Raw genomic sequence first — 18,741 nt, 5'->3', positions numbered from 1 at the left:
ACGACGACGGGGATTCCGCCGTGGTCGATGGCGGTCGCGGCGATGCTGTCTGTGCAGCTCTCCAACGCCCTGTCGGTGCCGGTGATCGACCAGGTCGGTGCGGCAGGCACGGCGTGGTTGCGGATGTGCTTCGGGGTGGTGTTCTTGTGGATGATCGCCCGCCCCGCGATCCGCTCGTTGCGTCGCAAGGACGTGCCCGCGCTGATCGCGCTCGGGGTGGTGACGGGGTTCATGACGACGTTCTTCCTCGCCGCCGTCGAGCGCATCCCGCTGGGCACCGCGGTCGCGATCGAGTTCCTCGGACCCCTCACCGTGGCGGGCCTCATGAGTAAGCATCGCAAAGTCCTCATCTGGCCCGCCCTCGCTTTCGTCGGGGTCGTGCTGCTGACGGAACCGTGGCAAGGGCGCATCGACCTCGCAGGCGTCGGCTTCGCGCTGGCCGCGGGCACCTGCTGGGGGTTGTACAACCTCCTCACCCAGCACGTCGGCGACCACTTTTCCGGGATCAGCGGCCTCTCGCTCACAATCCCCGTTGCTGCTCTTGCGACGCTCCCGATCGGGTCGCCGCAGGTAATCGGGGGCGAGTTCACCTGGTGGGTGCTGCCGGTCGCGGCGGGGATCGCTCTGATCACCCCGGTGATCGCGTTCGGGCTCGAGATGCTCGCCCTGCGCCGCATGACCCATACCGCCTTTGGCACGCTGCTGTCGATCGAGCCCGCGTTCGGGATCCTCATCGGCCTGCTCGTCCTGGCCCAACAGCCGACCCTGATGCAGCTGGCGGGCATCGCGGTGGTCATTTTCGCCGGTGCTGCCGCGCAGCGCGACGGCAAACGCCCCGCCAACCCCACTGTGCCGATCACGAAGCCGGAGAAGGAGACCGCATGAGCGCCACGCCGAAGTACAGTTCCACGTTCATCTTCGAGACGAAGAACCTGACCGCAGAGTTCGACCATATCGATAGCACAAGATCACCCAGCGTGCTCGCCAGATCCCCGGAATCGCGCAGGCCACCGCGACCAGCAGCCGACGCCGCCCCGACCGCAAGCCCCCGGCCCATCCCAACGCCATGACCAGCACGTAGCAGACGGCCTCGAACCACAAGGTCCACAGCGACCCGTTGATCACGCCTGGGGTGTGCGTGCCGGTAGGCAGACCGGCAACGGCGTAGTCCCGGATCAGGAGAAAAGCATTGTCCAGGACGTACAGACCGGACGGCGCTTCCCCGGAGAACACCTGCCCGGGGGTGCCACCTTCGAGCACCGACAGCAGCGGAGCCATCACCAGTGCGGTCACCACCAGGCAGGTCCAGAATCCTGGCAGGATCCGCAGCGCGCGATGCCGGGCGTAGCGCACCGGACACGACAGGCGGAGGAAGGACCCGGCGACCAGGAAGCCGCTGAGCACGAAGAAGCCGTCGACCGCCAAGGTGCCCAGATCGGTGTGCCCGAGCCTGGGTTGATACCCATGGGCAATCTGCATCCCATGGGCGACCGCCACGAAAGCTGCCAACAGCAAGCGAAGCATGTCCAGACTGTTCGCCCGTGGATCGAAGCGGGCAGCAAGGCTGTCTTCCGTCGAGGGCTGCCCCGCCGACTCTACCGTTACGTAAGGGTTGCGCCGAGCGGCCCCAGGACCAGCGGCATCCGCCCTGCGGACCGCCCGCCTGAACTCACAACCAGGGCAAGTTATTCCGCAAGAACGTGTAACCCACGAAAGCCACCACGTCCAACAAGGTGTGCGCCACCACCAACGGCATCACCCGCCCTGATCGGACGAAGAGCCACCCGAAGAAGAGCCCCATCGCAATATTCCCCAGGAAACCACCAAAACCCTGATACAGGTGATAAGCGCCCCTGATGACCGCAGAAATCCCCACCACCCAGTGCCAGGACCAGCCGACCTGCCGCCACCTCGTCATCAGGTAGCCGACCATCACCACTTCCTCGACCACGGCGTTCTTCACCGCCGACAGGATCAGCACCGGCACCGCCCACCACACCTGCCCCAGCCCCGCCGGCGACACCGTCGTATTGATCCCCCACTGCATGGCCGCCACGTAGAACACCAGCCCTGGCAGACCGACCGCCGCGGCCAACAACGCCCCGCGGAGCAGATCCCCACCAGGGTGCTTCAGATCCATACCGATCCTGGCAGGAAACACCCCGTCCCGGGCCAACAGGTGCAAAGCCAGGAGCGCAGGGAACAGCGGCAACGCTATCCCGGCCAGCTGATACGCCAGGTCTAGCCACGGCCGGTCAGGAGTGACCGACGCATTCAACGACGACGTCTGCCGGGAGAGCGCCACCGGATCGGTGAGCCTGCGCACAATCGACAGCACGGCCCACACCGCCGAGGCGCCCAGACCGACTCCCAGCACCAGAAAAGATTCGACCAGCAAGGTTCTTCGCCCCACGCTCGAAGTCGGCGCCTGAACATCCATGTCCGCAGGCTACCCAGTCGGACGGAACCGCTTGCGCGTCTCCGGCGTCCAAGACATATGGCCCGCGACCACCGCTCGCCCACCGGCCGTGTGCGCTCCGTATCCGGGACGCACGCCGCCATCCTGCTCTGCGGAGGACTGCTCATGATCGTCACCGGATGCACCGGCCCGGGCGAGAACCCCGGGCAACACTCCTCGACCTCGACTCCCGCCACGAGCACGCCACCGACGGCCACGGCCACCTCGAGCACCAGCAGCGGTACCCCTTATCTGCCCTCGCCCATCCCCGAGCTGCCCGACCCCGCAGCACCGACCGGAGACCTGGAACAGCTCTCCGGAGTGATCACCGAAGGTGCCGAACCCGGCTGCACCCTCCTGCAACTCGGCCGCGGCGAAGCTGTGCTCCTCCTGGGCGCCGTACCACGGCTCGCGCCCGGAACCCAGGCCGTCGTCGAAGGACATCACCGCCCGCACCAGGCCACCACCTGTCAACAGGGCCGCCCCTTCGTCGTCACCAGAGTGGTCCACGCTCGCTCCTGACGTCGACACTCCGACAACATGATGGACCGGCCGCCCCGAGAACAGGACGGCCGGTCCGATGTGTATCACCAGCGGTGGATCACGATCTCAACGCTGGAGGCGCAGTCACGACCGGAGTGCCCGACGGCGACGGTGACGCTGTCGTCGGAGAGCCGCTCGTCGGCACTGGGGAGGACGGCGCCGGAGCTGGCACCGGAGGCGATGACGGGGACGGAACCGTGGTGGTCGTCGAGGGAACCGGCTCCGACTTCAGGACAGACCCGACGAAGACCTGGCCGATACCGAGCACCGACCCCTCGGAGTTGACGACCCGCATCTCACCGAAGAGCTGACGCCCCTTGGCCACCTCTGACTTCGCGACCAATTCACCGGTGACCTTCATCTCCGCCCCGGTTGCCAGGTCCTTCGACACCGGGGGGACCCGAAGAGTGCCCAAGCTGTCACCGAAATAGACATCCAAGTAGTCGAATTCAGTGCCACCAGGTGCGCTCACCGCATAGCCCTCGACGATAACCGTGTACGGCCCAGGAGCCGGGTTCTTGAGAGTGACCATCTCCTCGGAGTCGCCCTTGGCCGACTTACCGACCTCACGTCCGACGGCGTTCTTCACGAAGAGATCCAGGTCAGCACTCTGATCGGAAGGATTACCGATCTTCACCTCGAACCGGCTCACCCCGGCGGGGACGTCCACGGTGAAGGTCTTCTTCTCCTGGGCTTTGATCGTGGGGCGAGCCTTCATCGACGAACCCAAGGGTCCGCCCTGAGCGGAGGCCTTCACCGCACCCATGTCATTGCGCACGGTCCACGACACCGGAGCAGGCTTGCCGATCACGACGCTGTCGAGGGTCTGGGCCGCCGGCTTCACCGAGACCCCCTCGGCCACGGCGGTCAGCGTGAACGGATTCTGCGTCGTCGGCGTGGTTCGTGCCGCCTCGACCAAGATCTCCCACACCCCCGGCATCGGGTTCAGGTAGGCCCGTGAAGTCGGGTGACACAGCTTCGGATCGGTGTGATTCGTGTAGCACGAAGCGCGCCCTTGAGGGTTCTCCATCGGCAGGCCGTAAGGGTTCACCGACAGGAAACGGGTGACTGAACCAGCCGCGATACCCGACAGATTCACCTGAAGCGCCTTGGTCCCCTTGGGCACCGAGACGAACAGGCTCTGCGTCCGCACCCGCTCCACCGAACCGGACATCTTCTGGACGAACGGCTTCTCCTTCAACGAACTGGCCACGACGATCTCGGTCATCATCTGACCGTCGATCCACGGAGTGGCCGGCGAGTCGAGGTTCAGGATCGCCGAGTGCGCCCCCATCGACTCCGGCTTCGCCGTCACCTTGACCTTGACAGCGGTACCGACAGGCAGGTCGACCTGGGTCGGCGCGCTGAAGGCGCCATTGTTGCCGACCCACTTCAACTCGTGGCGCGACTGGTCGGCCGGGCCAGCGGTCCGTTTGACGACGACCTCGTAGGTCTTCTCCTCACCGGCCTTCTGTCCGCCTTCGCCGTGCGAGCAACGGTTGTACAGGCCTTCGCCGCGGTTCTTCACCTTCAAGGAAGCGGCCAACGGCGTGCACACCGGAGCACTGATCTCATAGGCATTCTCGACCTTCGGGGCCTTGCTCAGAAGGTTCCAGGCCTTGTCCACCCGGATGAGGCCGTTGCCCTGGGCGGCAGCTTCCAGCCCCGGGACGAACTGGGCCGTGCTGTAGATCGACGCGCGCAACTGCTTCGGGGTCACGGCCACATCGGACTGGCGTGCCCCTGAGACCAGCAGGGTCGCCGCGCCTGCTGCCTGCGGGCTGGACATCGAAGTGCCGTTGAACATGGCGTAGCCCGCGGGAAGGGAATATCCGGCTTCCGGAACCGGCCCGCCCTCGAAGACCATCGGGATCGTGCTGATCGCCGACCCGGGCGCGATGATGTTCGGCTTGAAGCCGCCGTCCTCGCGCGGACCTCGTGAGGAGTAGTTCTGCGCCCAGAAGCTGGCTGTCGCCTTCGCACCGTAGTTGGCCATCCAGGTGTCCTTGGACGCCCCTGCTGCGACGCTGATCACGTCGGGAGCCACCGAGGGGTCACCCACCGTGTTCACTCCGGGGCCCTCGTTGCCGGCTGAGATGAACAGCTGGACGCCGTACTCGTCGATCAACCGCTGGTACAGGTAGGACCGGGTGTTGTTGCCGTCGTTGAGAGCGGGAAGCCCCCCGATGGACATGTTGACGATGTCGACCCGCTGGTTCGCGACCAGGTCGATCATGCCCTCGGAGAGCGCCACCGAGGTGCACCCGCCGGCGAAGACGCAGGCCTTGCTGGAGACGATCTTCGCCCCCGGCGCGGCACCATTCATCTGACCGTCGAACAATTTGTGCCCGGCGGCGATCCCGGCGACATGAGTGCCATGGGAGCTGGCGATGACACCGATGTTCACGAAGTCGGTCCGCTTTCCCTCAAAGGAGGGTCCAGCTGGTGAAAGATCGACATCTTTGCGGAACTCCACCACGAAAGGCAAGCTCTCCCGGACATCGGTCTTCGGATTATCCGTCCCGAAATGACCGACGTCGAAGCGTTCCTTGTACGGACGCATCATCGCATCGTCGGTGAAATCGTGGTTCCCATTGACGTCGACCCAGATGTCGCCCGTGTTGTAGTCGTAAAGAATCCCCCACGAGCTGCTGTTATTGCCGTCCCGGTCGAGATCTCCCCAGAACTCACGGCTGCCATTGGCAGCTGACTCGCGGAAGACATTGATCGCGAAGTCGGCGCCCGGACGACTGGGAAGCTTCCATTCCGCTCCACCGAACTGCGCGCTGGCACCGGAAACCTTGGTCAGCATCGGACGCCAGGTTCCGTCCGACTCCGACAGCGGATCGGTAGCGGTGACCCAGTTCACGATCTTGCGTTCGCCGGTCGTGGTCTTCTGCAGAGCAGGGTGATCGAGGTCGACGCCCGAGTCGATCACGCCGATGGTGGCCTGCCTGCCGTCGAAGGTCGGATGAGCCTGACGGAAAGCGATGGCACCGGTCTCGTTCGTCGGCATGTACGGGTTCGAATCCGGGGTGGAGGCATTCGGTCCGGTCCACTGTCGGATGTTCTGACTGCTGCCCCCGGGCTGATCGGCGATCGGGACCGGGACGGTGAGCATCTCGTCCAGGTCGACCTTCTTGACCTGGGCGATCTTGGCCACCTTCAGCGCTGATCCCGTAGCGAGGGTCGCCCGGACATAACCGGTCTTCTCATGGACGTAACCGACCGAGGCCCCCAGGGACTTCAACTGGCCGACGACCTCCTGGGTCTTTCCCTTTTCTGCCAAGGTCATCACGGTGACCTTCGCTTTTCCGGAAGATTCTGCTTCCAGCAACAATTCCTGACTGTGGGAGCTCATCTTCTCGGCCTGGGGGGTGCCCTTACCGCCCTCTGCGGCGAGGGTGACCGGCGCCACGGGAGTCGGTGTCATTTCTGCCGAAGCCGTATTCATCCCGACGGCAGAAAGCCCCACGGCGAGTATCGCGGCAAGCCCGCGTCTCGTGGTGTGAACGCTCACTGGCTGTCCTTATCTTCAGGGGCAGAAGGAATCCCCGATTGTCGACAGGGATCGACATCGCTGGCTGCCCGAGTTATTCATACTCTGCGGACAAGCTGTCTCCCGGATAACGCCACACGTCGCGGGCAAACAAATCGTCAATTTTCGACAAGAAAATGACGGGAAACGATTCCAGTCTTCACAGCTTCGTCACAAGTACCTGATGGCATCGTCCAAGTCGGCCCTCCCACAATGGAGATCGAACGGAGAAGGCACAGTCTCCGGCCTCATGACCCGCTGACCGAAGGAACAGTCATGGCCCCCAGAAAGCATCTGATCTCCACCGCGGCCGCCGTCGTCGCCGCCCTCGCTGTCACCGGCGGAGCTGTCATGGCCAATGCTTCGTCCGCCCCTTCCCCCGCCCCGAGCCCCAGCCCGAGCGCCTCCGCCCCGGCGACGCCAGGACCCCAGGACGGACCCTCGAAGGGACAGGGACGTGGCGAACACGGGAAGAGCCACGGCAAGAAGCGCGGCATCGAGGTCACCGGTGACGAGGCCAAGAAAGTGACCGATGCGGTCAAGGCCAAGGACTCCGGAGTCGAGGTCATCCGGATCGTCAAGAACAAGAAGGGCGAATACCGCGTCAAGGGCAAGAAGGACGGGCACCGGATCGGCTTCGCGGTCAGCTCCGACCTGAAGACGGTGATCGAACGGCCCGGTTGGGGCAAGGGCGGCGAGCCCCGCGGTCCCAGGCGGGACGGACAGAGGCCTGGTGACGGCAAGATCTACCCCCAGCACGACCGTCCCGGAGACGGCCAGGGGCAGCGCCGATCCGAACGACCCGTGGGCTGATTTTCAGAAGTGGCAGATGGCGGGGCGGGCCCAGGGCAGGGCTCGCCCCGCCATCCTCATGGAACTTTCCAGGTCACAGCTGGAGGTCGGGTTTGATCCGCCTGGCCGTCCAGATCCGTAGCCGCAGCGCCGCCCACCGGGTGGCGATCATGGCGAGCAGCCAGTAGGCGAAGAGGACGGCGACGATCATCGGCATGCGGTGCAGAGGGCCGCCGTACATCAGATGGCGCAATCCCTCGACCGCGTAACTCATCGGTGCCAGATGATGGACGATCTGCAAGGGCTCGGGCAACGTCTGCCAGGGAAAGGTTCCACCTGCGCTGACCAGCTGTAGAACCATGAACACCAGGCCGACGAATTTACCCACCGCTCCGAAGCGGGAGGCCAGGGCCAGCAGGATGGCGACATAAACGCAGGACACCCCGATCAGGAAGAGCACGGTCGGGATCGGCTTGTCCATCCTGAAGCCCAGCCCCCAGCCGATCAGCAGGAAGACCGCGACAGCCTGACAGGTGCCCAGCAAGGCCGGGGTCAGCCATCCACTGAACGCGATCCGCCACCCGGGCTGGTTGGCGACGACGGCCCTCAGGGAGACCGGACGCACCACCAGGAACAAGGTGTAGGCCCCGATCCAGAGGGAAAGAGCGAGGAAGAAAGGAGCCAGGCCCGCCCCGTAGTTCTCCGCTTCAGCTGCGGCAGCCCGTTCGATCGCGACCGGTGCCCCCATGACCTGCGCAGCAGCTGAGCGCTGTTCAGGTGTGGTGGCAGGGATCTTGTTCACGCCACCCTTGAGACCGTCGCCCAGTTTGTGGGCTCCTTCGTCGAGTTTCTCCACGCCCTGGACGGCTTTACCCGTCCCGTCGTGCAATTTGTGTGCCCCGTCGTCGAGCTTCGCCAGCCCAACGGTCATTTTCCGCGCGCCATCAGCCAGTTTGTTCGATCCGGTGCGGGCTTCTTTGATTCCGTCGGACAGTTTGACCGAAGCGCCCGCCAATTTCTCCGCGCCGTCGGCCACAGCGGTCGACCCGGTGGACAGCTGACCGAGCTTGCCCGAGGTGGACGTGACCTTCCCGCTGATGGTGTTCAGTCTGCCGTCGACGTCGGTGAGCGCTTGACGAGCTGCTTTCGTCGCTTCAGTGATCGCCGGGTCCGGTTTTTCGGCTGCTTTGTTCGCCTTGTCGATCGCGTCGAGTCTGGCCGCAAGATCGGTCTTCAGCGTGCTCCGGGAGCTGTCGATCTGTTTCGCACCTTCAGCGAGCTGTTTTCCGGCAGCTGCGACCTGCGCATTGCCGTCGGCGACTTTGCGTGCTCCGTCGGCGAGTTGACGTGTTTTCGCGGGCAATTCGGCCGTTCCGTCGGCGAGTTTGCCCATGCCTTGGCTGAGCTTTCCAGCCCCTTGGGCAAGTTCTTGGCTTCCTTTATGGGCTTTGGTGGTGCCATCGACGAGTTTTTCGGTGCCATCGCGGAGTTTCTTCTGCCCGTCGAGGAGTTGGGTGGTGCCATCGGAGAGTTTGACGGCACCGTCCGAGGCCGTGGTGAGGTTGACCCGGATGTCGTTGAATCCGTCGAGCATCTTGCTGGCCGTCGTGGAGGACAGTTTGGAGGCGATCGACTTGGTGATCTCCGCGATGACCTGGTTGGAGATGGTGCGGGTCAGGTATCCGTTGGCGTCATTGGTGATCTGTTCGAGATGAGCCTGCCTGGGGTTTCCGGTGCCCACCGAGGACAGATCGGCGGAGAACCCTGAAGGAATGATGACGGCGAAGTGGTAGGTCTCGTCCTTGACGCCCTGGGTGGCACTCTCACGGTCGATGACAGACCAGTCGAATTTCTTCGTCTTGGCCAGTTGCTCGGCAATCTCCTTCCCGAGCTGGATGCGTTCGCCGTTCGCGAGGGTGGCGCCTTGGTCCTCGGAAACGATGGCGGCGGGCATGCTCGACAGCCGGGCATAGGGGTCGCGGTTGGCGTACAGGTAGAGGCCTGCGTACAAGCTGGGGATCAGGACCAGAGCCACGAGAGCGATCCGGATCATGGGCGCCGAAGTCAGACGGAGCAGTTCCGCCAGGGCGAGTCGATGGCTCCTCACAGGGAAACTCCGATGTGGTAGGTATCTTCGAGCCCCAGGATTCGGGCAGTGCTGGGGGTGCAGACGATGACGATGACCCGGTCCTCGGCGATCAACTCGCCCAAGGGGATGGCCCACTCCTCGACGTCGCCGCCCCACCGGTCCGGATGGGTGACGACGATGGCTTCGACACCCTCCTCCATGAAGGCCAGTTCGGCGAGCCACCCGGTGCGGCTGCCGTGCGGGGCTTGTTCCCAGCGGGTCTTCACCAGGTCGAGAGCACCTCGCTCGGCGAGAAAACGGGCGATGTCCTGCCTACGGGAAGGCTGACCGGCCAGAGCCAGCTCGTGTCCGATGACGGTGCGTACGTGCAGGCCACCGTCGGGTTCGGTGACATCCGGCAGGTTGACCAGGGCTACCTTCCGCCGCCGCAGAGCCGGGGCGGTGTTCTCGTCCCAGGACACCTCGCCCCGGGAGAGCTTGACCCGTCCGGCCAGAGCCAGGGCGAAGGTGGTGCTGCCGGGTCCGATCTCGCCTTCGACGACGGTGATCTGTCCGGCCTCGGCGATCATGCTCGTGGGCATCAGCAGGGGTTCGTGCAATCCGTCGAGCCCGATCTCCTTGGCCACTAATGCCATCGCATGTTCTCCATCCTGTAGACATACGGGTCGCCCACCACCGGAACGGTCCCTCTCGACGACGGACCTGGCAGGACTGTCGGTCCGTTCGCCGATGGTTTCAGGTGCGGAGCCGAGCCCCACAGGCTTCCCGGCTCACGACGCACCTGCCCATGGTGCCTGCGGCAGTTGGCTTTTCCCAATCCACTCCGAAATCGGAAATAGAACTCGTCTGTACTGGCTGTTCTCCCTTCGACCACAGGCCAGTAGGAGCAAGAACTTCCTTCGGAGGAAGCTACGGATTCGGCCTGAGCGGACTTTCACCGCATAGCTCGCCGATTTACTGCTGATCCATTGCAGTTCACACCGTTCAATGCGAGGATGAGGACCTCCCACGGGAGCTTCCGTACGACGCGAAGCCGGTGTGATCCCGGCGCTGTCCCGCAACGGTGATGCCCTGCCCCCAGGGACGAGCCCGGTCGCCGCCGGACGGTCGATATCGGCCACCCACATCCGCGGCGTACGGAGAAGGCAGCACAGCCACACCCTGTCGTCGCGTTCCCTGAAAGACGACACCGTGTCAGCCACCCGTTCACGTTCGCGCCATCGCCTCGCCCTCGCCGTCGCCATCACCGGATCACTCCTGCTCGTCGGCTGCGGGGCCCCCAACCATCCAAGCTCCGCCGCCGGTAAATCCCTGGTCATCGCCGACTCCCGCGATGTCAGCAAGTACAACCCCCTCGACGACCACGGCGAACACGGCAACAGCCCCATCTACGACGGACTGCTCCAGATGGAAGGCGAGAACGACACCAGCCCACCTACGCTGAAACCCGCGCTGGCCGAGAAACTCCCCGAGACCTCCGAAGACGGACTCACCTGGACCGTCTCCCTCCGCAAAGGAGTGGTCTTCTCCGACGACAGCACCTTCGACGCCGAGGACGTCGTCGCCACCTACCGCAACCTGATCGACCCCAAGGTCGCCGCCTCCTCCGCCTCCGACCTGGCCATGCTGGACAGTGTCGAGGCCGTCGACCCGCACACCGTGAAGTTCACCCTGAAAAAGCCTTACGCCGAATTCAGCTCCCGGATGCTCTTCGGCATCGCCCCCTCGGAAAAACTCGACGGCAGCCCGGTCGACAAATCCCCCCTCAACAGCAAGCCCATCGGCACCGGCCCCTATGTCCTCGCCGAATCCTCAGCGGAGAAAGCCGTCTTCACCGCCAACACCAAGCATTGGCGCGGCAAGCCCACCGTGGAGAAGCTCACCTACATCCGAGTCACCGACGACAACACCCGTGCCCAGCGCATGGCCGCCGGTGAGATCGACGGCACCGTCCTTCCCCCCACACTGGCCGCCACCTTGAAGAACCGCGACAGCCTCGTCCACACCTCGGTGCGCTCGGTCGACTTCCGGTCCATCTCCCTGCCGAAGACCTCGGCCTTCGCCCAGGACCCCGTCGCCAGGATGGCCATGAACCAGGCGGTCGACCGCCAAGCCATGGTCGACAAGATCCTGGCCGGCCAAGGCTCTCCCGCCACCATTCCCGTACCCGCCGAGATGGGCGACTCCCACGAACCCACCGCGACCATCGCCCACGACGTCGCCGCCGCCGAGAAATCCCTCGACGCCGCAGGATGGATCAAGGGCGAGGACGGCATCCGCGCCAAGGACGGCCAACGCGCCGGATTCACCCTCATGTACGCCGCCGCCGACACCGTCCGCAGCCAGTTGGCCATCGCTTTCGCCGCCGACATGAAGAAGATCGGTGTCGACATCACCCTGGAAGGCAGCACCTGGGACAAGATCGAACCCCAGCTCGGCAAAGCAGGCCTCGTCCTCGGCGGCGGCAAACACCCCACCAGCATCGACTCCCTGCTGTACAACCCACTGCACCGGCGCGACGCCAACACCAGCTCCCCGTACAGCAACCCGGGGAACTACGGCAGCGAAGCCCTCGACACGCTCCTCGACAGCGCCCGCCACGAGCAGGACCCGGCCGCCCGCGCCCAGACCTACCGGGCGGTGCAGACCGAATACGTCAAGGACCCCGGCAACGTCTTCCTGCTCACCCTGCGACACACCTATGTCGCCAAGAAGGGAGCCGTCGGCGCCGGTAAGACCATCCTCGAACCACATGTCCACGATGCCGGATGGGGACCCCGCTGGAACCTCGGCAGAGCTCGATGACCCTCTGCCCGACCGGACCGTCCCGGTGGCGTCGACGCCGCCGGGACGCCGCCGTCCTCGTCGCCCGTCGCACCGCCATCGCCGTCCCCGTCGTCATCGTGGTTTCCCTCGGGGTCTTCCTCCTGTCGGCGTTCTCCCCGTTCGACCCGCTCATCGCCTTCCTCGGCGACCGGGTCCAAAATGTCAGCCTCGAAGAACGTCGACAGATGGCCGAATCCCTCGGGTTGAACAAGAGCTGGTGGGAGTCCTGGCTGATCTGGGTCGACGCGCTCGCCCACGGTGACCTCGGACATTCCCGGGTGTACCGACAGCCCGTCGCCGACGTCTTCGCCGAACGCCTTCCCTGGACGGTGCTGCTCTCCGGGGTCGGCATCGTGGCAGGCCTGGCGATCTCCGTGGTGCTGGGGGTCCGTGCAGGGCTGCGCCCCGGGTCGTGGAGCGACCGGATCGCCACCACCTTCGCGGTCCTGCTCGGCGCGCTGCCCTCCTACGTGGTCTCCCTCGGCGCGATCATGGTCTTCTCCCTCGGGCTGGGTCTTTTCCCCACCGGAGGGCTCAGCCGTCCGGGCGACCCGATCACCGCTGCGGGGGTCGCCCTGCATCTGACTCTCCCGGCCATCGTGCTCGGGCTCTCCCTGGTTCCCTGGCTGCTTCTCTCGGTGCGGTCGTCCGTGCACGAGGCGATCCGTTCCGAGGCCGTGGCCGGAGCCGTCGCCCGGGGCATCCCACCGCGGACCGTCGTACGCGCCCACGTCCTTCCGGTCTCCCTCGCACCCGTGGTGACCCTGTTGGGAACCCGGCTGCCCGAACTCGTCGTGGGAGCCGTCATCGTCGAGGAGATCTTCGCCTGGCCAGGCCTGGCACAGGCCACCGTTTCCTCCGCCCAGCAACTCGACTTCGCACTGTTGTCCGCGCTGACCATCGCGACCACACTGCTCGTCCTGCTCGGATCGCTGCTCGCCGATGCGATCTATCTCTTCCTCGATCCTCGGGTGACCCCATGAGCACCACGCGCACCACCCCGGTGGAAAACCCGCCACCGGTCGCTCCCGCCCAGGAGCCAGCCACCGGGACCGTCCTCGGCCGTTCAGGCTCTGGTAGAGCCCACCTCACCTGGCGGGTCAGCACCATCGCCTCCGTGTGCACCATCGTGGTCGTCCTCGCGTACGCCGTCTTCACGCCGCTGCTCGCCGACGCCCAGGACCTGGCCGCCAACCTGGGCGATTCCCGCCAGGCTCCTTCCGCCGCACACTGGTTCGGCACCGACGCGAACGGCCACGACCTGGTCGTCCGCATCGCTCAGGCCTTGCAGGTATCGCTGCTCATCGCGAGCATCTGTGCCATCTCCGCCACCGTCATCGGTGTCCTCGTCGGCGGACTCGCCGCCGTCTTCGGAGGCTGGGTCGATGCGACCTTGATGCGTCTGGCCGATGCCGTCAACGCGCTGCCTCATCTGTTGCTCGGCATCGTGATCGTGGCCCTGTTCAAGGGGTCGGTGGCTGCCATCGTCATCTCCGTCGTCGCCACTCACTGGTCGTTCATCGCCCGGCTCGTCCGTTCGGCCGCGCTGACCGCCCGCGCCATGGAGTACGTCGACTCGGCTTATCTGGCAGGGGCCGGACGGTGGCACGTCCTGCACCGCCATCTACTGCCGGCAGCTATCGGACAGGCGCTCATCGGGGTGACCTTGATGCTGCCGCACGCGATCTGGCACGAGTCAGCCTTGTCCTTCCTGGGGTTGGGGTTGTCCCCGGACCAGCCGTCCTTGGGGACCTTGCTGGCCCAGTCGCGGGGCGAGGTCTTGCTCGGCGGCTGGTGGACCTTGGTCTGTCCGGCCGCTCCGCTGGTGGCGGTGACCCTGGCCACGGCCGGTCTGGCTGCGGCGCTGCAACGCAGGTTGGCTCCGCCGGCCGATTCCCGGGAGGTGTCCTCGTGAGCGATCCGTTGGTGGAGGTGAAGGACCTGACGGTACGGATCCCGACCCGACTGTCGGGACGTCCTGCATGGGTGCACGCGTCCACGCAGGTGTCCACGAGCCTGCATCCGGGCAAGGTGCGCGCGCTGGTCGGCGAGTCGGGTTGCGGGAAGTCGATCCTGGGCTCGACCTTGATCGGGATGCTGCCGCCGGGGACGTCGACCTCCGGGAGCGTCCGGATCGCCGGTGAAGAGCTTCTGGGCGCTCCGGAGAGCCGGTGGCGGCAGATCAGGGGACGGGTGTGTGGCCTGGTGGTGCAGTCGGCGGTGACCTCGTTGACCCCGACGAGAACGATGGGTTCTCAGTTGCTCGAGACGGTCGAGGTTTTGTCCGGCCCATCGGGTCCGCTCGAGTTGTGTTCTCGGGTGGGGCTTCCGGTAGAGGCTTTGGCCTGTTATCCGCACGAGTTGTCCGGTGGGATGGCTCAGCGGGCTGCGGTGGCCTTCGCTTTGGCGGGTGATCCGCAGGTCGTCATCGCCGACGAGCCCACGGCGAGCCTGGATCCGGAGTTGACCGATCATGTGCTCGGTCTGTTGCGTTCGTGCGCGGAGGCGGGGGCTGCGGTGCTCGTCATCACCCATGATTTGCGGTCCTTGGAGCGTACGGGCGTCGCTGACGACCTGTCGGTGATGTATGCCGGGCGCATCGTGGAGCAGGGTCCGGCCGGTCGGGTGTTGTCGGCGCCGGAGGAGGCGTACACCCGTGCACTGTTGGGTGCTTTGCCCGAACATGGGATGGTGCCGATCCCGGGGTCGCCGCCGTCGTTGACCGATCTGGATCCTTCGGTGACCTTCGCCGACCGGGTGAGGGGGATGGCATGACGTCGACGGCCGTCGAGGTGGGGTCGCAGCCGGTGGAGCAGGAGCCGGGTGGTCGCGGTCTGCGGGCGGAGAAGGTGTCGGCAAGGTACGGACGTCGCGGCCCCTTGGTGCTCGAGGGGGTGTCGGTGACGGTGCCGCCGGGCCGGATCACCGGTCTGCGGGGTCCGTCGGGGACGGGCAAGTCGACCCTGGCCAGGGTGTTGTCCGGGCTGTTGGCACCCGCTGCCGGTGAGGTCACCGTGGACGGCGTTCCGGTGTCGACCCGTCGGGGGCGGATGGATGGTCGGACAGCGATGCTCTTCCAGTCGCCGCGGAGGTCGTGCAGCCCGTACGCGACCTTGCGCAGGACCATCATGGAGCCGACGACGATCCGTGGTTCGCGGGCTGCGGGCGTCCCGGTCGACCTGGCGTCGGTGTGTCGACGGGTGGGGCTCACCGACGACCTGTTGGATCGGTTGCCGACCCAGGTGTCGTTGGGGCAGTTGCAGCGGGCTTGTCTGGCACGGGTGATCGTCTCCCGGCCGGATTATCTGATCTGCGACGAGGCCACGGCGATGCTTGATGCGGCGTCGGCCGCGTCAGTGGCTCACCTGGTGCGAGGCCTGGCCGAGGACGGGATGGGGGTCCTGGCGATCAGCCATGACGCGCCCTTCCTCGAGGCATGGGCCGATGAGGTGTGCGATCTGGCCGATCTGAGCGGTGCGGTGATCTGAGACGGTGGGGGTGCCGGGCGTCGCCGTGGCGCCCCCACCGTCTACTCGTCTTTCTCGGTCAGGCCCGGCCGGGCTCGCCTCGTCCTCGGGAGATGATCATGCCGAAGACGAAGCCGATCAGGGCGGGCACGGTCCAGCCCATGCCGCTGGCGAATCCGGGGAACAGTTGGGACGCGAGGTCGAGCAGGGTCGTCGCGACCGAGGAGGACTTCAACGCCGGGGGGAGAGCGTTCAAGAAGTCGAAGAAGGCCGCGACCCCGGCGAAGGCGACGGTGAACCGGTGCACCGACGGACGCTCCCCGAGGAGGGGGGTCATCAGCGCCAGGAGGATCAGGACGATCGCCAGCGGGTACAGGAACATCAGGACCGGCAGCGATCCTTTGATGATGGTGGCCAGGCCGACATTGGCGATGGCCAGGGAGATCCCGGTGAACCCGACGACCCACCGGTCGTAGCTCATCACGCGCGGGAAGATCACGACGAACATCTCCGCGCAGGCGGTGGTCAGCCCGATGGCGGTCTTGAGGCAGGCGAGGAAGACGATCGCAGCGATCAGCAGCTGTCCGCCAGATCCGAAGTAGTGCCTGCTCACTCCGGCGAGCACGGCACCACCGTTGGGTGCACCGACGGTGACGGCGAGGCTGGTCGCACCGACGAAGGCCAGCAACCCGTAGAGCACCGACATGACGACGGCGACGGACACCCCGGATTTGGCCGTCTCCACGGCGATCTGTCCGGGACGTTCGATCTTCAGCCGTCGGAGGTTGTCGATGATCAGCACGGCGAAAGCCAGTGACGCGAGGGCATCCATCGTGCCGTAGCCGTCGATGAGACCGGTGAGGAAAGCGTTGTCGACGTAATGACCTTTTGGCTCGGCCAGCGGGCCGTCGGTCATCGGCATGATGACGGAAGCCAGCAGCATGCCGCTGAGCAGGACGAGGAAGGCCGGGGTGAGATACCGCCCGACCCAGTCGATCAAACGTCCCGGGCGTAGACCGAAATACAGGTTGAGGCCGAGGAAGACGATGGAGAACAGCGCCAGGGAGATGACGGCGGCACCGTCGGAGACCAGCGGACGCACGCCGACTTCGTAGGAGACGGTTGCCGTGCGGGGAATGACGAAGAGCGGGCCGATGGTCAGGTAGAGCACGCAGGTGAACACCACGGCGAAACGGCGGCCGACCCGGCCTGCCATTTCCAGGACGCTGGAGCTGCGGGAGAGCGCCGAGGCGACGACACCGATGATGGGAAGACCTACTGCAGTGACCAGGAATCCCAGAGTTGCCCACGGGGTGTTCGCGCCGGCGGCGCGCCCCATTTCGACAGGAAAAATCAGGTTTCCAGCGCCGAAGAAAAGCCCGAAGAGCAGCGACGAGATCAGTGCGCTCTGGCCGGGGCGAAGCGTACGTGGCTGTTCAGGTGGTGACGTGGACTGCGTAGCAGTATCTGCGGTGGACACGACTCTTAGCAGATCACACGGGTCTCGTCCATTTCCAAGCGGGTTACTCCCAGGGAGCGAAATGCTTCCTCATTTCAGGGTATTTCTTCGGGTTGGACGAGATTTCGTAGATAATCGGCGAAACCTCTCTGCACCTTCGAAGACATTCGCCTCGTAGTACGTGCGGATGCCCTTCACCCAGACGGTGTCACTGACGCCACTTTCGCAGGTGTTGAGAGGCCAGCCAGACCGGCTCCACGATCCCGTGACCGAAGCTCCGGCACCGAGGAACCCCGTGAGGGTCAGCTCTTCGCGGACCGTTCCGAGCCGGGGCATCTTTCTTCTTCGTAGGTCAAGGGGTCGCTGGCGATGAGGGAGTTGGCCCAGCGCGCTTCGGGGTCGGCGTCGACGAGTAGCGATTTGCACAGCAGTGTCGCGGGGATGGCCAGCAGGGCGCCGAGCACGCCGAGCACCCAGGACCAGAAGAGCAGGGAGACGAAGGTCAGTGTCGCGGTGATGCCGACGGCCTGGCCGGTGAAGCGGGGCATGATCAGCGATTGCACGACGAAGTTCAGCACCATGTAGGCCGCGATGACGCTCAGTGCGTGGCCTGGGCCTAGGGCGAGGAGGGCGAGCAAGGCCGGGGGGACGAGCCCGATGAAGAAGCCCACATTGGGGATGTAGTTGCACAGGAAGGCGAGGATGCCCCAGACCGGGGCGAGGGGGACGCCGATCCAGCGTAGGGCGAGGACGTCGAGGACGGCGGAGATGATGCCGAAGACGGAGGAGACGATCCAGTAGCGGCGCACTCCGCTGGAGAAGGATTCGAGCCCGCCGACGAACCGGGGGTGGTAGCGGCGGGCGAGTTCGAGCCGTTCGTCGATGCTGACGGTGTCCATGGTCATGAAGAAGACGACACCGAAGAGGACGGCGAGCAGTGCGGCCCCGGAGGAGAGGTTGGCGAACAGGGGGGTGACGACGCCGATGACGCTGGAGGGGCTGATCTGTTGGATCTGTTTGAGCAGGGTGTCGGGGGTGACGCCGACAGAGGCGAGTCGTTCGGTGACGGTGTTGACCAGGGTTTCGAACTGTTTGTTGTATTCGGGCAGTGAGGTGACCAGCTGGGTGATGGCCCAGCCGATGGTGGTGAAGAAGGCGCACAGGACGAGTAGGACGACGAGTCCGGTGATCATGGCGGAGATGTTCCGGTTGACCCGGTGTTTGACCAGCCAGCTGTGCAGCGGGTAGGCGGTGACCATGAGGTTCAGCGCGAGGAAGACCGGCCCCACAACGCTGCCGAGCCCTTGGACGAACATGATGCAGTAGGCCAGCCCGGCGCCGCCGACTCCGATGAGGAAGATGCGGGGCATGCCGCGGACGGTGCTGTTCACGGAGGGTGGCGGAGGGTCGGTGGTCTTCTCGGGGGTGGCGACGGCGGTGGGTGCTGCCCCGGCGATGCGCTGGGAGGTCCGCGGAGGGCGATGTTCGGCGGAGATCGCGGGGTCCGCCGCTTCGACGTCGGCTTTTCTGGCCCGATTGCGATTCCGGTTCTTGCTCACCGATGTTGCC

15 protein-coding genes and 1 riboswitch are annotated in these 18,741 nt (G+C 65.5%); of the genes, 8 read left to right on the top strand and 7 right to left on the bottom strand.

Annotated features, from left to right (window positions below):
* Positions 1-27 precede the first annotated feature (27 nt).
* Entirely contained in the window at positions 28-885 is an 858-nt protein-coding gene (locus tag DX923_RS00915; protein ID WP_116116075.1) for an EamA family transporter, read from the top strand.
* Between the two features lie 27 nt (positions 886-912).
* Here DX923_RS00915 and DX923_RS00910 read toward each other — a convergent pair whose 3' ends face one another.
* A complete protein-coding gene (locus DX923_RS00910; protein ID WP_116112018.1) occupies positions 913-1,524 on the bottom strand; it encodes an acyltransferase family protein in 612 nt (203 codons plus the stop codon).
* A gap of 145 nt (positions 1,525-1,669) precedes the next feature.
* Entirely contained in the window at positions 1,670-2,440 is a 771-nt protein-coding gene (locus DX923_RS00905; protein WP_116112016.1) for a CPBP family intramembrane glutamic endopeptidase, read from the bottom strand.
* Positions 2,441-2,497: 57 nt separating this feature from the next.
* Between DX923_RS00905 and DX923_RS00900 the strand changes: the two genes are divergently transcribed.
* The gene (locus DX923_RS00900) at positions 2,498-2,980 is read left to right on the top strand and encodes a hypothetical protein (RefSeq protein WP_116112014.1); all 483 of its coding nucleotides are present in this window, start codon (positions 2,498-2,500) and stop codon (positions 2,978-2,980) included.
* A gap of 79 nt (positions 2,981-3,059) precedes the next feature.
* Here the strand turns inward: DX923_RS00900 and DX923_RS00895 are convergent, their stop codons facing one another.
* Positions 3,060-6,521, bottom strand: a complete 3,462-nt coding sequence (locus DX923_RS00895; protein ID WP_116112012.1) for a S8 family serine peptidase — start codon at positions 6,519-6,521, stop codon at positions 3,060-3,062.
* Between the two features lie 294 nt (positions 6,522-6,815).
* On the opposite strand from DX923_RS00895, the gene DX923_RS00890 reads away from it, so the two are divergent.
* Positions 6,816-7,352 (top strand): hypothetical protein, encoded by a 537-nt coding sequence (locus DX923_RS00890; RefSeq protein WP_116112011.1) that lies wholly within the window; start codon positions 6,816-6,818, stop codon positions 7,350-7,352.
* 73 nt (positions 7,353-7,425) lie between these two features.
* Here DX923_RS00890 and DX923_RS00885 read toward each other — a convergent pair whose 3' ends face one another.
* Both DX923_RS00885 and DX923_RS00880 read right to left on the bottom strand, forming a co-directional pair.
* Positions 7,426-9,438, bottom strand: coding sequence for a YhgE/Pip domain-containing protein (locus tag DX923_RS00885; protein ID WP_116112009.1), 2,013 nt, complete (start codon positions 9,436-9,438; stop codon positions 7,426-7,428).
* On the bottom strand, positions 9,435-10,055 hold the full coding sequence (locus tag DX923_RS00880) for an ABC transporter ATP-binding protein (protein WP_162872686.1): 621 nt from the start codon (positions 10,053-10,055) through the stop codon (positions 9,435-9,437). Before DX923_RS00880 ends, DX923_RS00885 begins: the two co-directional genes overlap by 4 nt.
* Before the next feature lie 397 nt (positions 10,056-10,452).
* Positions 10,453-10,513: riboswitch (cobalamin riboswitch) on the top strand.
* A 98-nt stretch (positions 10,514-10,611) separates the two neighbouring features.
* Between DX923_RS00880 and DX923_RS00875 the strand changes: the two genes are divergently transcribed.
* The 5 genes from DX923_RS00875 to DX923_RS00855 are packed head-to-tail and all read left to right on the top strand — an operon-like array spanning position 10,612 to position 15,734.
* Positions 10,612-12,225 carry an ABC transporter substrate-binding protein gene (locus tag DX923_RS00875; RefSeq protein ID WP_116112006.1) on the top strand — a complete coding sequence of 538 codons (1,614 nt, stop codon included), beginning with the start codon at positions 10,612-10,614 and terminating at the stop codon, positions 12,223-12,225.
* Complete coding sequence (locus DX923_RS00870; RefSeq protein ID WP_116116074.1) at positions 12,222-13,229, top strand: ABC transporter permease; 1,008 nt, start codon at positions 12,222-12,224, stop codon at positions 13,227-13,229. The genes DX923_RS00875 and DX923_RS00870 overlap by 4 nt, the downstream gene beginning before the upstream one ends.
* Positions 13,226-14,161: an ABC transporter permease gene (locus DX923_RS00865; protein ID WP_240322691.1), complete on the top strand. Its 936-nt coding sequence runs from the start codon at positions 13,226-13,228 to the stop codon at positions 14,159-14,161. Before DX923_RS00870 ends, DX923_RS00865 begins: the two co-directional genes overlap by 4 nt.
* Positions 14,158-15,021 carry an ABC transporter ATP-binding protein gene (locus DX923_RS00860; protein ID WP_116112004.1) on the top strand — a complete coding sequence of 288 codons (864 nt, stop codon included), beginning with the start codon at positions 14,158-14,160 and terminating at the stop codon, positions 15,019-15,021. The genes DX923_RS00865 and DX923_RS00860 overlap by 4 nt, the downstream gene beginning before the upstream one ends.
* Positions 15,018-15,734, top strand: a complete 717-nt coding sequence (locus DX923_RS00855) for an ABC transporter ATP-binding protein (protein WP_116112003.1) — start codon at positions 15,018-15,020, stop codon at positions 15,732-15,734. The genes DX923_RS00860 and DX923_RS00855 overlap by 4 nt, the downstream gene beginning before the upstream one ends.
* Positions 15,735-15,792: 58 nt before the next feature.
* Here the strand turns inward: DX923_RS00855 and brnQ are convergent, their stop codons facing one another.
* Positions 15,793-17,193, bottom strand: a complete 1,401-nt coding sequence (gene brnQ, locus DX923_RS00850) for a branched-chain amino acid transport system II carrier protein (RefSeq protein ID WP_205413075.1) — start codon at positions 17,191-17,193, stop codon at positions 15,793-15,795.
* Positions 17,194-17,474: 281 nt separating this feature from the next.
* Complete coding sequence (locus DX923_RS00845; RefSeq protein ID WP_116112001.1) at positions 17,475-18,731, bottom strand: AI-2E family transporter; 1,257 nt, start codon at positions 18,729-18,731, stop codon at positions 17,475-17,477.
* Positions 18,732-18,741: the final 10 nt, after the last annotated feature.

Origin of the sequence: Austwickia chelonae, assembly GCF_003391095.1 — a bacterium.
GTDB lineage: Bacteria > Actinomycetota > Actinomycetes > Actinomycetales > Dermatophilaceae > Austwickia > Austwickia chelonae_A.
The sequence above is the reverse complement of the archived record's forward strand: the minus strand, read 5'-3'. Positions and strand labels throughout refer to the sequence as shown.

Excerpts from the sequence above, each read along its gene's own strand:
- DX923_RS00915 (WP_116116075.1), top strand. The coding sequence starts at position 28 with ATGGCGGTCGCGGCGATGCTGTCTGTGCAGCTCTCCAACGCCCTGTCG.
- DX923_RS00910 (WP_116112018.1), bottom strand. The coding sequence starts at position 1,524 with ATGCTTCGCTTGCTGTTGGCAGCTTTCGTGGCGGTCGCCCATGGGATG.
- DX923_RS00905 (WP_116112016.1), bottom strand. The coding sequence starts at position 2,440 with ATGGATGTTCAGGCGCCGACTTCGAGCGTGGGGCGAAGAACCTTGCTG.
- DX923_RS00900 (WP_116112014.1), top strand. The coding sequence starts at position 2,498 with ATGGCCCGCGACCACCGCTCGCCCACCGGCCGTGTGCGCTCCGTATCC.
- DX923_RS00890 (WP_116112011.1), top strand. The coding sequence starts at position 6,816 with ATGGCCCCCAGAAAGCATCTGATCTCCACCGCGGCCGCCGTCGTCGCC.
- DX923_RS00880 (WP_162872686.1), bottom strand. The coding sequence starts at position 10,055 with ATGGCATTAGTGGCCAAGGAGATCGGGCTCGACGGATTGCACGAACCC.
- DX923_RS00870 (WP_116116074.1), top strand. The coding sequence starts at position 12,222 with ATGACCCTCTGCCCGACCGGACCGTCCCGGTGGCGTCGACGCCGCCGG.
- DX923_RS00865 (WP_240322691.1), top strand. The coding sequence starts at position 13,226 with ATGAGCACCACGCGCACCACCCCGGTGGAAAACCCGCCACCGGTCGCT.
- DX923_RS00855 (WP_116112003.1), top strand. The coding sequence starts at position 15,018 with ATGACGTCGACGGCCGTCGAGGTGGGGTCGCAGCCGGTGGAGCAGGAG.